Genomic DNA, 15,437 nt, shown 5'->3' on the forward strand with positions numbered 1-15,437 from the left:
ACCCCGGCCCAGGTGCTAGCTGCGGGAACCAACCGCTGGTCGCACCTGACTGGGGGAGCAACCGTAGGCCTCGGTGAAGCGACGCGAGAAGTGGGCGGATGTCTTGAAGCCGTTGTTGTGTGCAACGTCGGTGATCGTGCGATTCACGGCGGTGGGATTGAGCAGATCGTCCATGCATCGAGCTAGGCGGCGCTTCATCAGGTACTCATTCACCGTCATGCCGTGATCCTTGAATATGGCGTGCAAGTAGCGGGACGACACACCGATCGACGATGCGATACGGGCCGGAGAAAGGTCGGGGTCCGATGCGTACGCATTCATGTAGGTGCACGCTCTCAGGAAATGCTTGGTGCGCCCGGCGTTGGGGCTTCCGTCTGCCCCGAAGCGGTCGGCGAGTGCCACGCCGAGAAGGTCAAGTGCGCTCGTAGCCAGCTGACGCGACACCGAGTTCTCGTCCTCTAGCGCATACGGCGCCAGCGAGCGCAGGAAGGCCGAGACGGGGGCACTGACCGTGGTGTCGTTGGACATCCTCACCGCTGTCAACCGCTCGGGTGAGGGGCAGCGCTCCATCAGGAATCGACGGTCGAATTGGAACACGAGCATTTCGAACTGCTCGCGCATGACGAGGTCGTAGGGCCGGGTGGCGTCGTACATTGCGAAGTCCCCGGGTTCGAGCACCGCTTGGCGGTCGTCCTGCTGAATGACGGCATTGCCTCGGAGCTGCACCGAGACCAGCACCTCGTCTCGGGGCTCTTCGTTGATGAACCTGGCGGAGCGTTGCACTGCGTGAGGCTGGGCGCGTACTCGGCTGAGGGTCAGTGGGCCGAGATCTGAACTCGTGATCTCGGCTCTAAAGGGCTGCTCTGACGGAAGTGTTTCGGCCTCGAGACGAACGAACGCCGTGCAAATCACCTCGTGCCAGAAGTCGAACCGTTCCTTGGCCGATACCGAGTCAGTTGTCGCTGCGATGCTCATGTCGCACCCCGCCACTAGTTGGCGCGCTGACACAACAGAGACTAAGCGCAGCGACGATTCGGCCGCGCGCAGTGGGTCATGTGTGCGCTGACAGACAAAGAACTGCACGCTCACAGGGAAGGGCTGATCGCACGCGCTCCCTACGTTGCCAAGCACCGATGTGCAACGGTGCCGAGTTCTGGCGCCCGCAAGCAATTCAGGGGGTGCTGACGGTGAGCGTCGATGGACCATTCAAGGTAGCAACCGTCCAAGCCGAGCCGTGCTGGCTTGATGTCGATGCGGGAATCGAGAAGGCGGTGTCCCTGATAGCGGAAGCTGCCTCCGAGGGCGCGAGGCTGGTCGCCTTCCCTGAGCTGTGGATTCCGGGTTATCCGCACTTCCTGTGGCTCGACGCCCAGGCGATCGGCATGCGGTTCGTTCCCCGGTATCACGCCAACTCGATCGTGGTCGGCGATGCCAGATTCAACCGTCTGGCACAGGCTGCCGGAGACAACGAAATCACCGTGGTGATGGGTGCCAGCGAGAAGGACTTCGGCTCGCTGTACATGGCACAGTTCATCTTCGGCCCGGACGGCGAGATTCTCTTTACCCGCCGCAAGCTCAAGCCCACACATGTCGAGCGGGCCATGTTCGGCGAAGGCGACGGCAGCCACCTGCACGTGCTCGATGCGCCGGGCATAGGCCGCCTCGGGGCACTGAACTGCTGGGAGCATCTACAACCGCTGTCGAAGTTCGCCATGTACAGCCAGGGCGAGCAAGTCCACGTCGCCAGCTGGCCTTCTTTCTGCCTGTATCGCGGCGGCGCGCACGCCCTCGGCATGGAGGTCAACATGAACGCCACGCAGCTCTATGCGGTGGAGGGTTCGAACTTCGCTCTCGCAGCGACCACTGTCACAGGCCCCGCAGGCATGGAGCTGTTCTGTGACAACGACCAGCACGCCGCTTTTCTTGGAGGCGGCGGCGGAGGCTGCAGCCGCGTCTACGGTCCCGACGGATCTCTCCTCTCCGATCTGCTGGACGAGCACGCCGAGGGGCTCGTCTACGCCGAAATCGACCTGTCGGTTATCGCCATCTCGAAAATGGCTGCCGACCCCAGCGGGCACTATTCCCGTCCCGACGCCACCCGGCTCTTGTTCGACAAGCGTCCCCAGCCCGCGGTCGAAATCGTCGGTGAGCCGGATCCGCCGGTACCGGCTGTCGCCGACGCCCGCGCCGGGACGGATGACGGAACGTCCCTGCTGCCGGCGGGCTGAACACCGGCACGAGGGGTAGTGATGACCGGCAACCGGCCTGAGGACCATGTGCCCAACGTTCCGGCCTGGAGCGCTGTCGATCTGCCCGCCCGCACGGCTTTTTCGATCATTTTGGTGTGGGGCCAGGTCGACTCTGCGGTTGTCGAGGAACTGAAGACAGAGCTGACCAGCGGCGCCGATAATCCCGATCACCTCGAGCGTGCTCGCCTCGTCAACACCAATGACGGGGTGACGGTGTTCCTCGGATACTGGACTGACCCGGAGTCGCAGACGCGGTGGTGTCGACATTCCCAGGCCCTGCGCAGGCCCGGGGTGATGCTCGAGACCGCAATCATCCCATCCGATCGTTGGGAGACCCTTCACTCCACTCCCGAGAAAACCCCAGGCGTGCGGAACTTGTTGGCGGCCGACATCACTGATGTCCATGAGTACTGGGGCGCGGCCCGCGACCGCATACCAGCCAGCGCCCAAGAGGATCTGGCTTCGGAACCCGCGGAACCGCTGCCTGGGAATCTGTGCCTGATCCGATCGGGCCAAGTCTGGGCGCACTGCGGAGAGGCAGAGCGGCGCCTCTACTTCACTGAGGTCGAGCCCAACCTGGCTGCCGGGATTGCCTTCTTGGCCGAGCATCCTGAGACGGGCTGCATCTCGAGCCGATTCCTTCGCGAGCAGACCATCGACGGCGAGGATCTTGAGTCCACGAGTTTCGTGGGTTGGTTTCGGGACCTCAAGGCGCTGGAGGACTGGTCCAAGTCGCACCCGACGCATCTAGCCATATTCGACTCCTTCTTGTCGATGGTCGCCGATCTGGGCTTCGAGATCGAGCTTCGACTCTGGCACGAAGTGGCCGCGATACCGGCCGGAGGCGTTCATGTCGCTGGAACTGTGGCCTCGCCATTGGCAGGCGCGTCGTGAGACATGCACCTACACGTTGCCGACAGAAGACCCCAAGGAGGACGACAATGAGACAACACAATGGCCGCCTCAGGCTGCATGCGTGGTTGGCTGCCTCGCTCGCGGTGTGTCTGCTTGCCGCGTCGTGCGGTGACGACCAGGACGGCGCACCGTCGCAAGAAACGGTGCCGGCAGCCGACGCCGGCGAGACCTCGGCGCCGGCAAGCGAACCTTCCTCCGAATCCACCGAGGCCACTCGGGATGACGCGCCGGATGAGGCCGGCACCAGCGAAGCCGACGATACGTCAGCGGCCGTTTCGCAGGAACCCGAAGACGAGCCTGAAATGGCCGACGGGGAGCCGATCAAGGTCGGCAATGTGAGTTCACTCACCGGCGGAGCGCTCTTTCCTGAAGCGTCGGCTGCGGCCAAGGCGGTGTTCGATCGCGTCAATGATCAGGGCGGGATCAGCGGAAGGCCCCTTCAGCTGATTGTCGAAGATGACGGCGGCGCGCCCGAAGGTGCCGCAGCTGCCGCTCGCAAGCTGGTCGAACAAGACAACGTCGTCGCTCTCGTCGGGTCAGCGAGCGTGCTCGAGTGTGCGGTCAACTCGGGGTTCTACGCCGAGCAGGGTGTGTACTCGATCCAGGGCACCGGCGTGGACCCGTTGTGTTTCTTGTCATCGAACATCTCCCCGGTGAACACCGGGCCATACGCGGGCATTACGGTCTCGCTGTACTACGCGTCGGAGACCTTGGCGCTGGAACGGGTCTGCAACATCAACCTGTTTGTCATCCCGGACCTTGCGCCCGCATTTGATGCTGCGGTGGCACGCTGGGAGTCGATTACTGGCAAGTCTCTTGCTTTCCGAGTGAAGGCTGCCACGCTCGAGGACGATCCGACGCCGCTGATGCTGCAGGCTCGCGACGCGGGCTGCCAAGCGGTCGTCATCGACGGCGTCGAGCCGCACGCATTGGCCGTGGGGCGGGCCATCGATGCGCAGGGTCTCGATGACATCGTCTGGATCGGACTCACCTCCTACTACACCGATTCCATCGCCTCCCAGTTGGGCAGTGCCGGCAACGGGCTCCAGGCCAATTCGGAGTTCGAGCCCTATGGCTCGGACTCTCCGGCGCTCGACGACTGGAAGGCCTTGATGACGAGCGCAGGTGTGCCGCTCACGTCGTTCGCTCAGGGCGGCTATTTGGCGGCCACGATCTTCGTCGAGGCTCTGCGCGGCATCGACGGGGAGGTCAACCGGGAGTCGGTGGCCGAAGCCATGCTCAATCTTGAGCCATACGAGACGCCGCTGCTGGGGACGCCATACGCCTTCGGGCCCGGCGACGTCCACGCTCCGAACCAGGCGTCGAAATTCGTGGAGCTGCGCGACGGCCGATGGGTAACCGCGGCCGACGAGTGGGTGATACTTCCCCGCTGAGCCGCAGGGGCGGCGGTGCTAACGCTGGTCTTCGCCGGACTCGCTGCGGGAGGCGCCTACGCCATTTTGGGCGTGAGCATCGTTGTCCTGCATCGGATGGCTGGCGTGGTCAACTTCAGCCAAACGGTGGTGGGCGCATTCGGCGCCTACTTGGCCGCTGGCGCCGTTGAACGCGGCTGGGGGCTGCTGTGGGCGGCCGTGGCGGGTATCGCCGTATCGTCCACGCTGTCAATAGCCATCGGGCTGTTGTTCGCCCGGCTCTTCGGCGAAGCCGGAGCCGCGATCCGAACCGCTGCGATGATCGCCACCACGGTGGGGCTATTCGCTGTGGGCTTTCGTCTGTTCGGCGACGCGCCTAAGGCGGTACCTGTAATCCTCCCCGGTGCCTCAGTGTCTATCGGCGGTGTCGTGGTCACCGCAGCGACTGTGATCGTGCTGGCAATCGCATTCGCGACGGTGCTGGCGATGGGCTGGGTCCTCAGATCCACAAGGGTCGGCATTCAGGTGCGAGCGATCTCAGAGCGGCCCGTAGTCGCTGAGTTGCTCGGAGTTCCGTTGTTCTCCCGGACTGCGCTCGTGTGGGGCTTCACCGGCTTCGTGTCCTCCGTGGGGATGCTCGTGGTGGCGTCGAACCTTCCCGGCAGCTTCTCCAGCTTGGGATTCCTCGTCTTCCCGGCGATGGCTGCGGCTCTCGTCGGGGCCTTTCGCAGTCTCGGGCTGAGCTTCATCGGCGGCATCTCCGTGGGCGTGGTTGAGGCGGTGTCGTCCTATCGCGAGACATGGTCGGAATTCCGAGGCGCCGTCCCGTTCCTGGTCGCGGCCGCTGTGTTGCTGTGGACTCAGCGCAAGGAGGTGTGGGATGCGGCGCGTTGATGTGACCGCCGCTGCGGCATACTGCGCCGCCGCTTTATTCGTGTCGCAGTTGGCCGGGCCGTTCTGGCTGTTCTTGCTGACCAGCGCCGTAATCACGGCTGTGGTCGCAGTGAGCGTGGGCGTGATCTACGACAACGCCGGGCTGTTGTCGCTGTGCCAGATGACCTTTGCGGGGATAGGCGCCTGGACCGTTGGATGGCTGAACCTCAAGACGAGCCTCCCATATCTGGCATTGCTTCCGTTCGCGGCAGCAGTGCCCTTCGCGGTAGGCATCGCCGTCGGAGTCCCCGCACTCAGGCTGCGCGGCCTGAACTTGGCGGTGTTCACTCTGCTGTTCAGCGCAGCCGTAGCCAGGGTTGTGTTCGCCGACGGCTTTCCGGGTCTGATCGAGGGCAATCGGGTCAATCCGCCGGGCTTCGCAGACAGCGACGCGGGCTTCTTCTTGTTCTGCGCTGGAGTGCTCGGCGTTATCGGGGCTGCGGTAACTGCTTTACGGCGTTCACGTATAGGCCGATGGTGGTTCTCGGTGCGCCACAGCGAGAGGGCCACGGCCGCGATGGGCCGCAGCGTCGTTGTCACCAAGATCTCCGCCTTCGCGGTCAGTGCTGCCATCGCAGGTGTGGGCGGTGCCTTGCTGCTTGCTCTCAACGGCATAGTGAGCGGGGCCAGCTTCCAGCCGATCGAGTCCATGACCATCCTCACTTCAGCCCTCATGTTCGGGGCAGGGCACTTCGAGGGCGCCTTGCTCACTGGACTGTTCGGCCATCTCGTTCCCAACTTCTTGAGCGACATCGGGCTTCCGCGAGACATCGCGCCGATACTCTTCGCCGTCGGGGGAGTCGTCGCGCTGAGCCGCGGCGAGGGCGGCCTAGCGGCAGCCGTGCGGGCCGCTGTCCGCAGGCCTCTTGTGCGGCACGAGAACCCTTCGATGGGGACCGACACTTCAGCGTCGCGCCCGTCGGCGCCAAGACATGGCCGCGCCGGCAGCGACGGCACCGTGCTCGAGATCCGGCAGGTATCGGTGAGTTACGGCGCGGTCAAGGCGCTGGATGATGTCAGCCTGTCCGTTCCCGAGGGGGGCATTTTCGGGTTGATCGGTCCCAACGGTGCCGGCAAGTCGACCCTGGTGGACGCACTGAGCGGTTTCACGACGGGCCATGCCGGAAGGTTCTTTCTCGACGGTGAAGACATCACTGCGCTCCCGCCCCGCCAACGTGCATTGCGGGGTCTCAGACGGACCTTCCAGCAGGGCCATACGCCGCGGGACCTGACCGTCGGCGGCTACCTCGATTTGTGCATGACACGACAGAGCACGCCAGTGGCGGAAGCGCTCGACTGGTTCCCGCTCCCCGCTGCCCAGACCCCGATCTCGACCCTTGATGTGGGATCACGGCGAATCCTCGAAGTCTGCGGCGCGTTGATGCCTCAACCGAGGATCGCACTGCTCGACGAGCCGACGGCCGGTCTGGCCGGACCTGACAGAGAAGCCTTCGTGGACTGCCTGGCGGCGGTCACGGCGCGCCTGGACGTGGCTGTTCTGCTTATCGAGCACGACATCGACGTGATTCTTGAATTGTGCGACTCGATTGCCGTACTCGACTTCGGCAAATTGATTGCAACTGGTTCGCCCCGGGATGTACTCGATGAACCCAAGGTTGTGGCCGCGTATCTGGGTGCCGAGAAGTGACCTCAGCTGGACAGCACCAAAGAACTCACTCCGAACGCCAGCAGCCTGCCGTCCTGCGGGTGGAGGGATTGCGAGTCGACCGGCTAGGTCAGTCAATAGTCAGAAACATCGACCTATCGGTTGCCCTTGGAGAAGTGACGGTGCTGCTTGGCGCCAACGGCGCGGGCAAGTCCACGCTTCTGGACGGAATCAGCGGCGTGGTGCATCCCAGCGCCGGCCGAGTATTGCTGGGCGAGAAGGACATCACACGGTCATCGCGGCAGCACCGAGTGCGAGCGGGACTTGCGTACGTCCAACAAGGGCGAACCGTGTTCGAAGAACTGACCGTTGAGGAGAACTTCCTCGTAACGGCGGGCCGCGCCGATCTCAGCCCCGCCTTTGAACTCTTCCCTGAATTGAAGGCCAGAGCGTCGGTCGCCGCGGGCCTTCTGTCGGGAGGCGAGCAGCAAATGGTCGTGCTGGGCCGAGCGATATTGCGGCAACCGCGGGTTCTGATGATCGACGAGCTCTCGCTGGGACTCGCTCCCGCCGTCATCGACCGGATGCTGCAAGCCGTCGAACGTCTGGCCAACACCGGCATAGGACTGCTGCTGGTGGAGCAGTTCGCCGACAAGGCACTGAACGTGGGCGACAGCGCCGTAGTCATGGCCCGCGGAGAGATCGCAATGCGGGGCGCGGCGCGGCAAGTCCAGCAGCGACCTGATTTGCTGCGCGCCGCCTACCTGAGTGCGCCGAAGTCCGACCTCTCCGCCAGCAGCCGCTCCGGCCGATCCGCGGCCAGAACCACCGAGAGCGGAGCGGCCGGCGGCAGCGAACCACCGGCGAGCCGCAGGAGCAGCTTCCCATGAGCGAGAACACCTACCACCAGCAGCCGGCCGAGACTCCACCAGCTCCAGCAGGGTGTCCCGTGCACAGGACATGGAGTCCGCTCGATGACGACTACTTGGCCGATCCATACCCCATCGCGTCGGCACTGCGATCCGCTCACCCAGTGTTCTACGCCCCCAATGTGGGCTGCGTGGTCGTCACCGAAATGGCCGACATCGAAGCCGTCTTCTCGGATCACGACACATTCGCGTCGACAAACGTCCAAGACCCGGTGTATCCGCTGTCCCCCGAGGCGGCCGCGATCCTCTCAGCAGAGGACTTCGACCCGGCCGCGGTGATGTCAAATCGACCCGAGCCGGACCACGGTCGGATCCGCCGATACACCCGCCAAGGGTTCTCGAATCGCAGGATTCGTTCTCTGGAGCCCTACATTCGGCGCCGCAGCCACGAGCTGATCGACGCGATGATCACCAGCGGACCGCCGGCGGAGTTCGTCACTTCCTTCGCATTCCCGCTTCCAGGCGAGACAATCTTCCGCTTCATCGGATTCCCCGAGAGCGATGACGAGAAGCTCAAGGCCTGGTGCGGCGACCGCAAGGCCTTCTCCTGGGGACGCCCCACAGCAGCCGAGCAAGTCGAGATCGCCGAGAACATGTTGGCCTACTGGAGGTATTGCCGGGACTTCACCGCGCACAAGCGCCGCAACCGTGGCGACGACTTCACGTCCGAACTGATCGACGCCCACGAGGCCAACCCCGACGATCTGAGCTACCGCGAGGTCGAATCAGTCATCTACGGCCTGTCCTTCGCCGGTCACGAAGCGGTCACCGCTCTCATCTGCAACACCCTGCTGTGTCTGCTGCCCCGTCGCACCGTGTGGGCTGCGATCTGCGAGGACCGCACGCTGATACCGAACGCCGTCGACGAGGTCTTGAGATTCAACTCGAGCCAAATCTCGTGGCGGCGCATCACCACCCGTGACACGATCATCGCTGGCGTCGACGTGCCCGCCGGCACAGCAATCTTATTGAACTTCGCCTCAGCCAACCGACAAGAGGGCACCTTCAGCGAACCTGACAGCTTCGACATTCGCCGTCCCAACGCAGGCCGGCACATCTCATTCGGCAAAGGCGTGCACTACTGCCTAGGAGCCAATCTCGCCAAGCTCGAAGCGCAGACCGTCACCGAGATCTTCTCCCAGCGCTTGCCTTCGCTGAAACTAGCTTCGACAGGTCAAGATCTCGACTACTTCCCCAATATCACCTTCCGCGGACCCACCGAGTTGCATGTGGCCTGGTGAGAGGCAAGTCGTGTGAGCGGATCAGCTCCACATGGGTAGAGCTGCCGCCACGACCGCAGCGCCGCTTGCGACGCAGCCCGCGAGTGCGTTCCCGGCTACGGCAGCGGAAGCGTTCGAGCCGTGCGTGTCAGCGTGGGACGGCAACCATGAGGGCTTCGAGGCGCTCATCCGGGGAGTGTTGAACGATCCGGGCAGCATGGAGACGCACGGCACGTTCTACAACGCGTCGGACAACAGCAGTGACGGAACGATCCTCATAGTGACCCCGTGTGCAGCCATCCGTACGTATAGGTCCCCTTGAATTGGCGGCCTCAATCCGCCGCTTCCTCCCCGAGGGCGCTTCACCGCGCTGGTCATCACAGGGCTCGCAGCATCCGTTCCTGATTGGAGCTCGGGAGTTGGTCTCGGCTGCACGGTGGCAGATCGGCGTCCTCGCTGTCGCTTCCGCCGGGACGTCCGCCGTCCGCTTGGATGTCGCCGTGGTCCTCATCGTCATCAACGTCCGGCTGGTCAGCGTCAGTCTCGTCAGGATGGTCCTGGCTCTGATCGCCCTCGCTCTGACCTCCGTCCTGGCCCTCATCGTCATCAACGTCCGGCTGCTCAACGTCAGTCTCGTCAGGGCGGTCCTGGCTCTGATCGCCCTCGCTCTGACCTCCGTCCTGGCCCTCATCGTCATCAACGTCCGGCTGCTCAACGTCAGTCTCGTCAGGATCACTCTGATCTGGGGGATCGGTGGTGGGCGGCGCTTCATGAGTGTGAGCAACGTTCACGTACCAGCACACGGGAAATGGGCCGTACGAGCAGCGCCGAACGCGTTGGGGGTGCGCCTCGGCACTGCTCGCGAGCAGCACTACAGCGGCGAGCGCTGTAGCCACAAACACCACTGCCATGGCTGCCGCTCTCAATCGCCGGTGCATTCCAACGGTGGTTCTCGGTGTCGGGTTCAGTTGCATTGTTTTGACCTATCTGTGTGGGTACACGCGCGTGTGTACTACACAAAAGTCAAAATGTGTCAGCACCCTGTGGCATCCGGCGTCGGTGGCTGGCGCGTCACGTCGGGGCGCCTGCCAACGCTGCGCCGCTGCGGGCTGCATCCGTCGCCAAAGCAGTCCCCGCTGACGGGCTGTGAGGAGCATGCCTCGCTGGGCAATGTCGATACCCGGCTCATCCAGAAATTCAAGCCCGGAGCCTTGACGACTCAGCAATCACGACGGCTTCGAGGAGCCGAGCCGGATCCGATGGAGTCTGTTGGATGACTGGTTGCCGGTCGGTCAAGGCCCGGTAGGCAGTCAGCGGTGCTGGCGTGGGCGGGGTCGGGTGCATCGTTGCGCCCACGCCCATGCGGTTACCTCGTTGGCGGCGTTGGGCGCCACTCCGAGGGTGACAAGGCGCTCGGCCGATTCGTGCAGGCCATGGCCGAGCATCAGCATGCACGAAGCCAGCAGGCGGGTTTCTCCGAGCGAGAATTCGGAGCGTTCGCCCGTGCGGAACCAGTGCTCGATCTCGTCGCGCAGTTCCCGAGGAAGGCGATCGTGGAGCCGGCGCGGCACCGGCGGCAGGTGCGTTCGCACCATCAGCGTTCCGTCATCGGCGAAGCGGGCCAGACCGAACATGACGCAGCGGTCGACAGTTCTCATGAAGGTGCTCGTGCGACCGCCGCGATGCTGCAGCCCGAGACGCCGCGCGGTGGAGTCGAGATCCAGCCGCAGGTCTTCGCCCGGTGCCAACTCGTCGAGCTCGCGTGCGAGCAGCCGCAAGAACCACATGGCGCTCGGACCCAGCACCGCGACCCAGAAGCGCTCCGCATATGCCGAGCGCGGATCGTGACCGCGGCGGGCCAGCTTGGGGTCATCCCACGGGCGCACGCACAGCTCGCGCAGCGGCCCCGCTGTGCTCGCCAGCACTGCGTCGGGCGCCGTCGAAGTGCCGCCTACAAGCCGCAGTGCAGCCGGTGCGGCGTTCTCGGCGCCTGCTGGCGATGCGGGAATCGTTGGCATGTGATCAGCAGGCACTGGGGTCTCCTCCATGGATTCGTGTCACGTTCGGCCGAAATCGGCACGCACATGCCAGCATATCTTGGTATATCAAAACACACTGAAAATTAATAACAATGTCTTAGAGCGGTGTCTCGATCGTCTGAGCTGCGCAAGAGCAGCGCACCCGCCCCTCGCCGGTGCTCGCCGTGGACATCCAGATCTACAATCGCCGTCGTGCGCCTGGACACTCGCTCGGAAAGCCCATCGGGAGGCCGGAGGGTCGTCAATCGGTGCTATGACCTCGAGTCCTGAATTCGAGCCGGCAGGCAAGTCCGGCCAGTGGATTCGGGATCGCCTGCGTGGCGGTTTTGAGGCGTTTCTCGGCAGTTTGTTCTACAAGGTGGGCGTCGGGGTCTTCCTCTTGGTTCTCGGCTTGGGGGGATGGGTCCTGGGCTGGTGGGGCGGCTCGGAATCAGCGACCGAGAGCGTGTCGCGCCAGCTTGAGGTGACGGCGACTGCAGGATCAGCGGCCACCACTCCGGCCGCTCGCCCCACATCAACTAGCGCCGGCACGCTGCCGTCGACGCCCGAACCAGTCGGCCCGACACCGCATGAAGCGAGCACCTCAACAGCGCCTGCAACGGTCGCAGACAACGCCTCGAGCGCATCCGCGCCGGACTCGCCTGGCACAGTGGCCTCGCTCGCAAGCATTCTGCAAACCGAGTACCGCAATGCAATTGATCCTGGCGCGTGCCCTCGTACCGAGAGCTTCATGATTGACGAGTGGTGCTTCTACATCGACTACTCGACCTCGTATGTTGCGTCGAGACTCAACAGCGCACTCCCCGGAGACGACACATTCAACAACAACTCCCCTCCGGTGCTTCCGGAGCCTGCTTGGGGCCATGCCGGCGACTGGGCTGCAAAGGCCGACCGGCTGAGGATCCCGCGAATGAAGACGCCCACTGAAGGCCATGTCGCGTGGTGGTCGCGAGCCGATGCCCCTGCCTACGGCCGAGTCGGCATCGTCGAGCAAGTCGAACTCGCCGGCGACGGATCTGTCTACAGCGTCACGGTCTCGACCATGATCGACCACCGCGTCGTGGTCGAGATCCACACGTGCGCACCCACGAGCGACGGCCTGCAGTGCGGCAACATCGGTGCATTCTTCGACATCGTCGGCTACTACCGCGACCTCGAGCGATAGCAGCCAGGCAGGAGAGCGATGCGGAGCCCCGCTCTGGCTGCTCCTGCTTGGGCTGGTGGCATCGTCATGACGACGGCGAGGGAGCACTTCGATGAACTCTTCAGCACGCATCGACCTTCTCTCTGCCCGCATGTCGGCTGTGGCCGACGCGGTCGACGAGCGTTGACTGCGCCAGCGCGCTGCTGAGCTGACTGCCCTCGCCAGCCGGTCCGACCTGTGGGCCCGGACCGGCGCAGCCGAATCCACCTATCGCCTCGTCTGGCGCGCACGATGTCCGCCCACTCGTCTGGGACACGACCCAAGGCGTCGCTGGCAGCGAGTTGACGCAGTGCGTGCGCGATAAACGACAGACGCCGCAGTCCCGCCCGCATCTGCAGCGCGTCGCTGGCCTCGACGGCTTCGTCGGCGTCGAAAATGCTGCCGCCGCCCTCGGCCAACACCCATGCGATGCGTTCGTTCCATCGGCGCGCTGCGATGTCGTGCTGGGCAGTCTCGATTGCAGCGCGTTCGGGCGACGAGATCCACGTGCGCTCGGTCAGCCTCGCAGCGAAGAGGCACAGGCGGTCGCGGGGTTCGCTGAACACTGCGATGCCCAGAGGCATCGCCGTCCTGGCGGATTCACGCGGGAACGACAGTTGCGGCCGGGCGACCAGCGGCACGCCTGCGGCTTCGAGCGCCGTCAGGTGAGACAACCGACGCGGCGCAGCACTGAAGACTGCATCGAGCAGGCACTCGATGGCGTTCGTCCAGGCGGGCGTGAACGGATGAGGCGTGCGGCATTCGGCTGCGGGCGCCTCGATGTCGCAGCGCTGCCACTGGCCCCGCCCGACTCCTGCGACAGCGCCGTTCTCGGCGAACATCTCCCAAGCCGGTCCCGCCGAACCGGTCGGCGCCTAGACGACCTTGAGTTCTTCTCTGGGGAACCAGATGCCGTGGGCTTCGAAGGTGATCGGGCAGGTGACGATGGTCCTCACCCGGTCGTACTCGGGGCAGCCGCCCGCGTACCAGAACGTGCGCAGGTACCGCCCGGGCTGCACCGCCCACTCCGGCACCTCGATGCCGTCCTCGAGGCAGCGATGCTCCGCATAGGCCGCCAGGAACGCATCCCATCGGGGATCGATGCTCTCGGGCTCTGTGGCGACGAGCGCGGTGCACTCGGCCACGGGGGTGTCCTCCCAAACCAGGCCGAAGTCGTGCAGCACGAGCCGCAGCCGCCACTCTTCGTTCTCCCTGCGCAACGCCGGGACGTAGCGCCAAAGGGCGTTGGGCGGCTCAACCGGGCTGAGCATCGTGGACGTACGGGGCACACTCGGGGATCGCGACACTAGCGGGCGGGCCTCGGCGGCGACGTCGCCTGTCGTGCGTCGAATTCGGGCCGGTCGCATTGCATACCGCCATGCGACCGGCCCTGGTCCACACTCGCGCTGACATTGTGACGGCTGCGGGCACCCCGGCGTCGAGCCGGTTCGCCGGGCAACGGCGAGCCAGTCTGCGCCTGCCGATGCCGGCGCCGCCTGCGCGCGTGCGGGATCCACGCGATCTGAGCCTCGAACGCTGCCACAATTGACCCCATTGCGGAACGAACCATGACCGACAAGCACAAGGCGGCGATCGCCGCCGGCCGGATCGAGGCCTCAGCGGTGAGGGACTACCTAGAAGCCCTGGAGTCGGCCAGGCCGAAGCCCGGGCGGCGAATGAGCCCTGAGAAACTGAAGCAGCGCCGCGCTGGATGATGAGCTCGCGTCGGGCTCTCTCAGAGCGATGAAGCGGCTGGAGGCGATGCAAGCCGTCCGTGGCAACGACGCCCAGCTCGAAGCTCTTCAGGCAGAGCCCGACATGAGCAGTGCCGAAGCGGGTTTCGTCGCCCACGCCGCCAGCTACGGGGCGCGCAAGGGGATCCAGTGCGCGACGTGGCGCGAGTTCGGCGTGCCCGCCGATGTGCTCGTCAAGGCGGGGATCACCAGGCCGCAGTAGGGAACGGCGCGGCGGGCGCCCAAGACGGCGAGGCCGCGCCGGATCCCGCTGTGCTGCTGGCCGCAGTCCGAACGCGTGTTGTCGTGTGATCCTCAGCCGAGAACTCGGGCGTTCGGGCTCTGCCCGATGCGTCGGCGTGCCATTTCGACATAGGCCGGCTCGATGTCAAAGCCGATGCCGCTGCGTCCCCTTTGCGGCGCTGACGAGCGTGGTGCCGGTGCCTGCGAACGGGTCCGCGACGGTGTCGCCGACGAAGCTGAACATGCGCACGAGCCGGTCCGACAGCTCCTCGGGGAACGGAGCCGGGGCCTCGCTGGTGGACGCGCCGGGCGGCCCGTCCCAGATCTCGCGGAAACATCGGCTGTGGATATCCCTGGGGATAACACTGAGGACACTGTTCTCGAGCGGCACCGAGCGGTACCTGCTGGGCTTGCGCTGCATCAGGATGTGCTCGACGTCGTTCTTGATCACCGAGTTCGGCTCGTACGGCTTGCCGAGGTATGAGCCCTTGCCGCTTCGGCCCTCGTGACGGGCGGCGGCCTCCGGGCGTCAGTGCGTCGAAGCAGCACTGCCACACCGGCGCGAGCCGCTCGAGGAATTCCTCGCAGTCGCTGATCCAGCCCAGCTGGCCGTCCCAAAGCGGGTATTCCTTCAGGTTCCAGTGGGGCGGGGATGCGACCACGAGGTCTGCCCGCTCGACGTTTCGGCGCCACGGCTGCGGATCGGCGGACTCGGCGCACACGACCCGGTGCTCGGTGCCCAGGCCGCTCACGGCGTCGCTGATGGCCGCTGTCGCCGCTTCGTCCTTGGCGATGCGCGGCATGGCACGGCTGGGGTCCGTGAGGTCTAGGCCCAGGATGCCGACGGTGGCTGCGAATTCGGTGTCAGCGCTTGATTCAGCCGCTGCGAGCGGGTTCTCAAACCGATGCCGGGGAGAATCCCGCTGTCGGCGCTCGGCAGGTCGATCAGGGCCGACTGGGGGCGTGGCGCTGATGCAGCATCGCCCCTGCCCAGGTTGGGCGCCGACAGCGCGC

General features: G+C 65.0%; 16 protein-coding genes. 11 read left to right on the plus strand and 5 right to left on the minus strand.

The annotated features are described in order from the left end of the window. Positions 1–15: 15 nt before the first annotated feature. The gene (locus ACOGXE_RS01955) at positions 16–975 is read right to left on the minus strand and encodes a helix-turn-helix domain-containing protein (protein ID WP_323672379.1); all 960 of its coding nucleotides are present in this window, start codon (positions 973–975) and stop codon (positions 16–18) included. A 206-nt stretch (positions 976–1,181) separates the two neighbouring features. Between ACOGXE_RS01955 and ACOGXE_RS01960 the strand changes: the two genes are divergently transcribed. From ACOGXE_RS01960 to ACOGXE_RS01995, 8 genes are all read left to right on the plus strand, one after another. Beyond that, positions 1,182–2,228 carry a carbon-nitrogen hydrolase family protein gene (locus ACOGXE_RS01960; RefSeq protein ID WP_419933463.1) on the plus strand — a complete coding sequence of 349 codons (1,047 nt, stop codon included), beginning with the start codon at positions 1,182–1,184 and terminating at the stop codon, positions 2,226–2,228. Positions 2,229–2,249: 21 nt separating this feature from the next. Further along, positions 2,250–3,143, plus strand: coding sequence for a phenylacetaldoxime dehydratase family protein (locus ACOGXE_RS01965; protein ID WP_419932279.1), 894 nt, complete (start codon positions 2,250–2,252; stop codon positions 3,141–3,143). A gap of 47 nt (positions 3,144–3,190) precedes the next feature. Further along, a complete protein-coding gene (locus ACOGXE_RS01970) occupies positions 3,191–4,558 on the plus strand; it encodes an ABC transporter substrate-binding protein (RefSeq protein WP_419932280.1) in 1,368 nt (455 codons plus the stop codon). A 15-nt stretch (positions 4,559–4,573) separates the two neighbouring features. Then, entirely contained in the window at positions 4,574–5,431 is an 858-nt protein-coding gene (locus ACOGXE_RS01975; RefSeq protein WP_419932281.1) for a branched-chain amino acid ABC transporter permease, read from the plus strand. Continuing rightward, a complete protein-coding gene (locus tag ACOGXE_RS01980; protein ID WP_419932282.1) occupies positions 5,418–7,118 on the plus strand; it encodes an ATP-binding cassette domain-containing protein in 1,701 nt (566 codons plus the stop codon). Before ACOGXE_RS01975 ends, ACOGXE_RS01980 begins: the two co-directional genes overlap by 14 nt. 59 nt (positions 7,119–7,177) lie before the next feature. Beyond that, positions 7,178–7,966, plus strand: a complete 789-nt coding sequence (locus ACOGXE_RS01985; RefSeq protein WP_419933464.1) for an ABC transporter ATP-binding protein — start codon at positions 7,178–7,180, stop codon at positions 7,964–7,966. After that, entirely contained in the window at positions 7,963–9,246 is a 1,284-nt protein-coding gene (locus ACOGXE_RS01990; RefSeq protein WP_419932283.1) for a cytochrome P450, read from the plus strand. Before ACOGXE_RS01985 ends, ACOGXE_RS01990 begins: the two co-directional genes overlap by 4 nt. A gap of 479 nt (positions 9,247–9,725) precedes the next feature. Further along, positions 9,726–10,502: a hypothetical protein gene (locus ACOGXE_RS01995; RefSeq protein ID WP_419932284.1), complete on the plus strand. Its 777-nt coding sequence runs from the start codon at positions 9,726–9,728 to the stop codon at positions 10,500–10,502. A gap of 33 nt (positions 10,503–10,535) precedes the next feature. Here ACOGXE_RS01995 and ACOGXE_RS02000 read toward each other — a convergent pair whose 3' ends face one another. Beyond that, positions 10,536–11,258: a hypothetical protein gene (locus tag ACOGXE_RS02000; protein ID WP_419932285.1), complete on the minus strand. Its 723-nt coding sequence runs from the start codon at positions 11,256–11,258 to the stop codon at positions 10,536–10,538. Positions 11,259–11,994: 736 nt separating this feature from the next. Here ACOGXE_RS02000 and ACOGXE_RS02005 point away from each other — a divergent pair. Further along, entirely contained in the window at positions 11,995–12,429 is a 435-nt protein-coding gene (locus ACOGXE_RS02005) for a CHAP domain-containing protein (protein WP_419932286.1), read from the plus strand. Here ACOGXE_RS02005 and ACOGXE_RS02010 read toward each other — a convergent pair. After that, on the minus strand, positions 12,408–13,289 hold the full coding sequence (locus ACOGXE_RS02010; RefSeq protein WP_419932287.1) for a hypothetical protein: 882 nt from the start codon (positions 13,287–13,289) through the stop codon (positions 12,408–12,410). The two genes, ACOGXE_RS02005 and ACOGXE_RS02010, sit on opposite strands and share 22 nt — an antisense overlap. A gap of 33 nt (positions 13,290–13,322) precedes the next feature. Continuing rightward, the gene (locus tag ACOGXE_RS02015) at positions 13,323–13,718 is read right to left on the minus strand and encodes a hypothetical protein (protein ID WP_419932288.1); all 396 of its coding nucleotides are present in this window, start codon (positions 13,716–13,718) and stop codon (positions 13,323–13,325) included. A 297-nt stretch (positions 13,719–14,015) separates the two neighbouring features. Here ACOGXE_RS02015 and ACOGXE_RS02020 point away from each other — a divergent pair, with 297 nt between their 5' ends. Both ACOGXE_RS02020 and ACOGXE_RS02025 read left to right on the plus strand, forming a co-directional pair. Next, on the plus strand, positions 14,016–14,162 hold the full coding sequence (locus tag ACOGXE_RS02020; RefSeq protein WP_419932289.1) for a hypothetical protein: 147 nt from the start codon (positions 14,016–14,018) through the stop codon (positions 14,160–14,162). Between the two features lie 28 nt (positions 14,163–14,190). After that, the gene (locus ACOGXE_RS02025; protein ID WP_419932290.1) at positions 14,191–14,403 is read left to right on the plus strand and encodes a hypothetical protein; all 213 of its coding nucleotides are present in this window, start codon (positions 14,191–14,193) and stop codon (positions 14,401–14,403) included. Between the two features lie 165 nt (positions 14,404–14,568). Here ACOGXE_RS02025 and ACOGXE_RS02030 read toward each other — a convergent pair whose 3' ends face one another. Beyond that, the gene (locus ACOGXE_RS02030; protein ID WP_419932291.1) at positions 14,569–14,874 is read right to left on the minus strand and encodes a DNA methyltransferase; all 306 of its coding nucleotides are present in this window, start codon (positions 14,872–14,874) and stop codon (positions 14,569–14,571) included. Positions 14,875–15,437: the final 563 nt, after the last annotated feature.

It is taken from the genome of Candidatus Poriferisodalis sp. (assembly GCF_965208555.1).
Lineage (GTDB): Bacteria > Actinomycetota > Acidimicrobiia > Acidimicrobiales > Poriferisodalaceae > Poriferisodalis.

Coding starts and splice junctions, on each gene's coding strand:
- ACOGXE_RS01955 (WP_323672379.1), bottom strand. CDS start 975: ATGAGCATCGCAGCGACAACTGACTCGGTATCGGCCAAGGAACGGTTC.
- ACOGXE_RS01965 (WP_419932279.1), top strand. CDS start 2,250: ATGACCGGCAACCGGCCTGAGGACCATGTGCCCAACGTTCCGGCCTGG.
- ACOGXE_RS01970 (WP_419932280.1), top strand. CDS start 3,191: ATGAGACAACACAATGGCCGCCTCAGGCTGCATGCGTGGTTGGCTGCC.
- ACOGXE_RS01980 (WP_419932282.1), top strand. CDS start 5,418: ATGCGGCGCGTTGATGTGACCGCCGCTGCGGCATACTGCGCCGCCGCT.
- ACOGXE_RS01990 (WP_419932283.1), top strand. CDS start 7,963: ATGAGCGAGAACACCTACCACCAGCAGCCGGCCGAGACTCCACCAGCT.
- ACOGXE_RS02005 (WP_419932286.1), top strand. CDS start 11,995: ATGATTGACGAGTGGTGCTTCTACATCGACTACTCGACCTCGTATGTT.
- ACOGXE_RS02010 (WP_419932287.1), bottom strand. CDS start 13,289: ATGTTCGCCGAGAACGGCGCTGTCGCAGGAGTCGGGCGGGGCCAGTGG.
- ACOGXE_RS02015 (WP_419932288.1), bottom strand. CDS start 13,718: ATGCTCAGCCCGGTTGAGCCGCCCAACGCCCTTTGGCGCTACGTCCCG.
- ACOGXE_RS02020 (WP_419932289.1), top strand. CDS start 14,016: ATGACCGACAAGCACAAGGCGGCGATCGCCGCCGGCCGGATCGAGGCC.
- ACOGXE_RS02025 (WP_419932290.1), top strand. CDS start 14,191: ATGAAGCGGCTGGAGGCGATGCAAGCCGTCCGTGGCAACGACGCCCAG.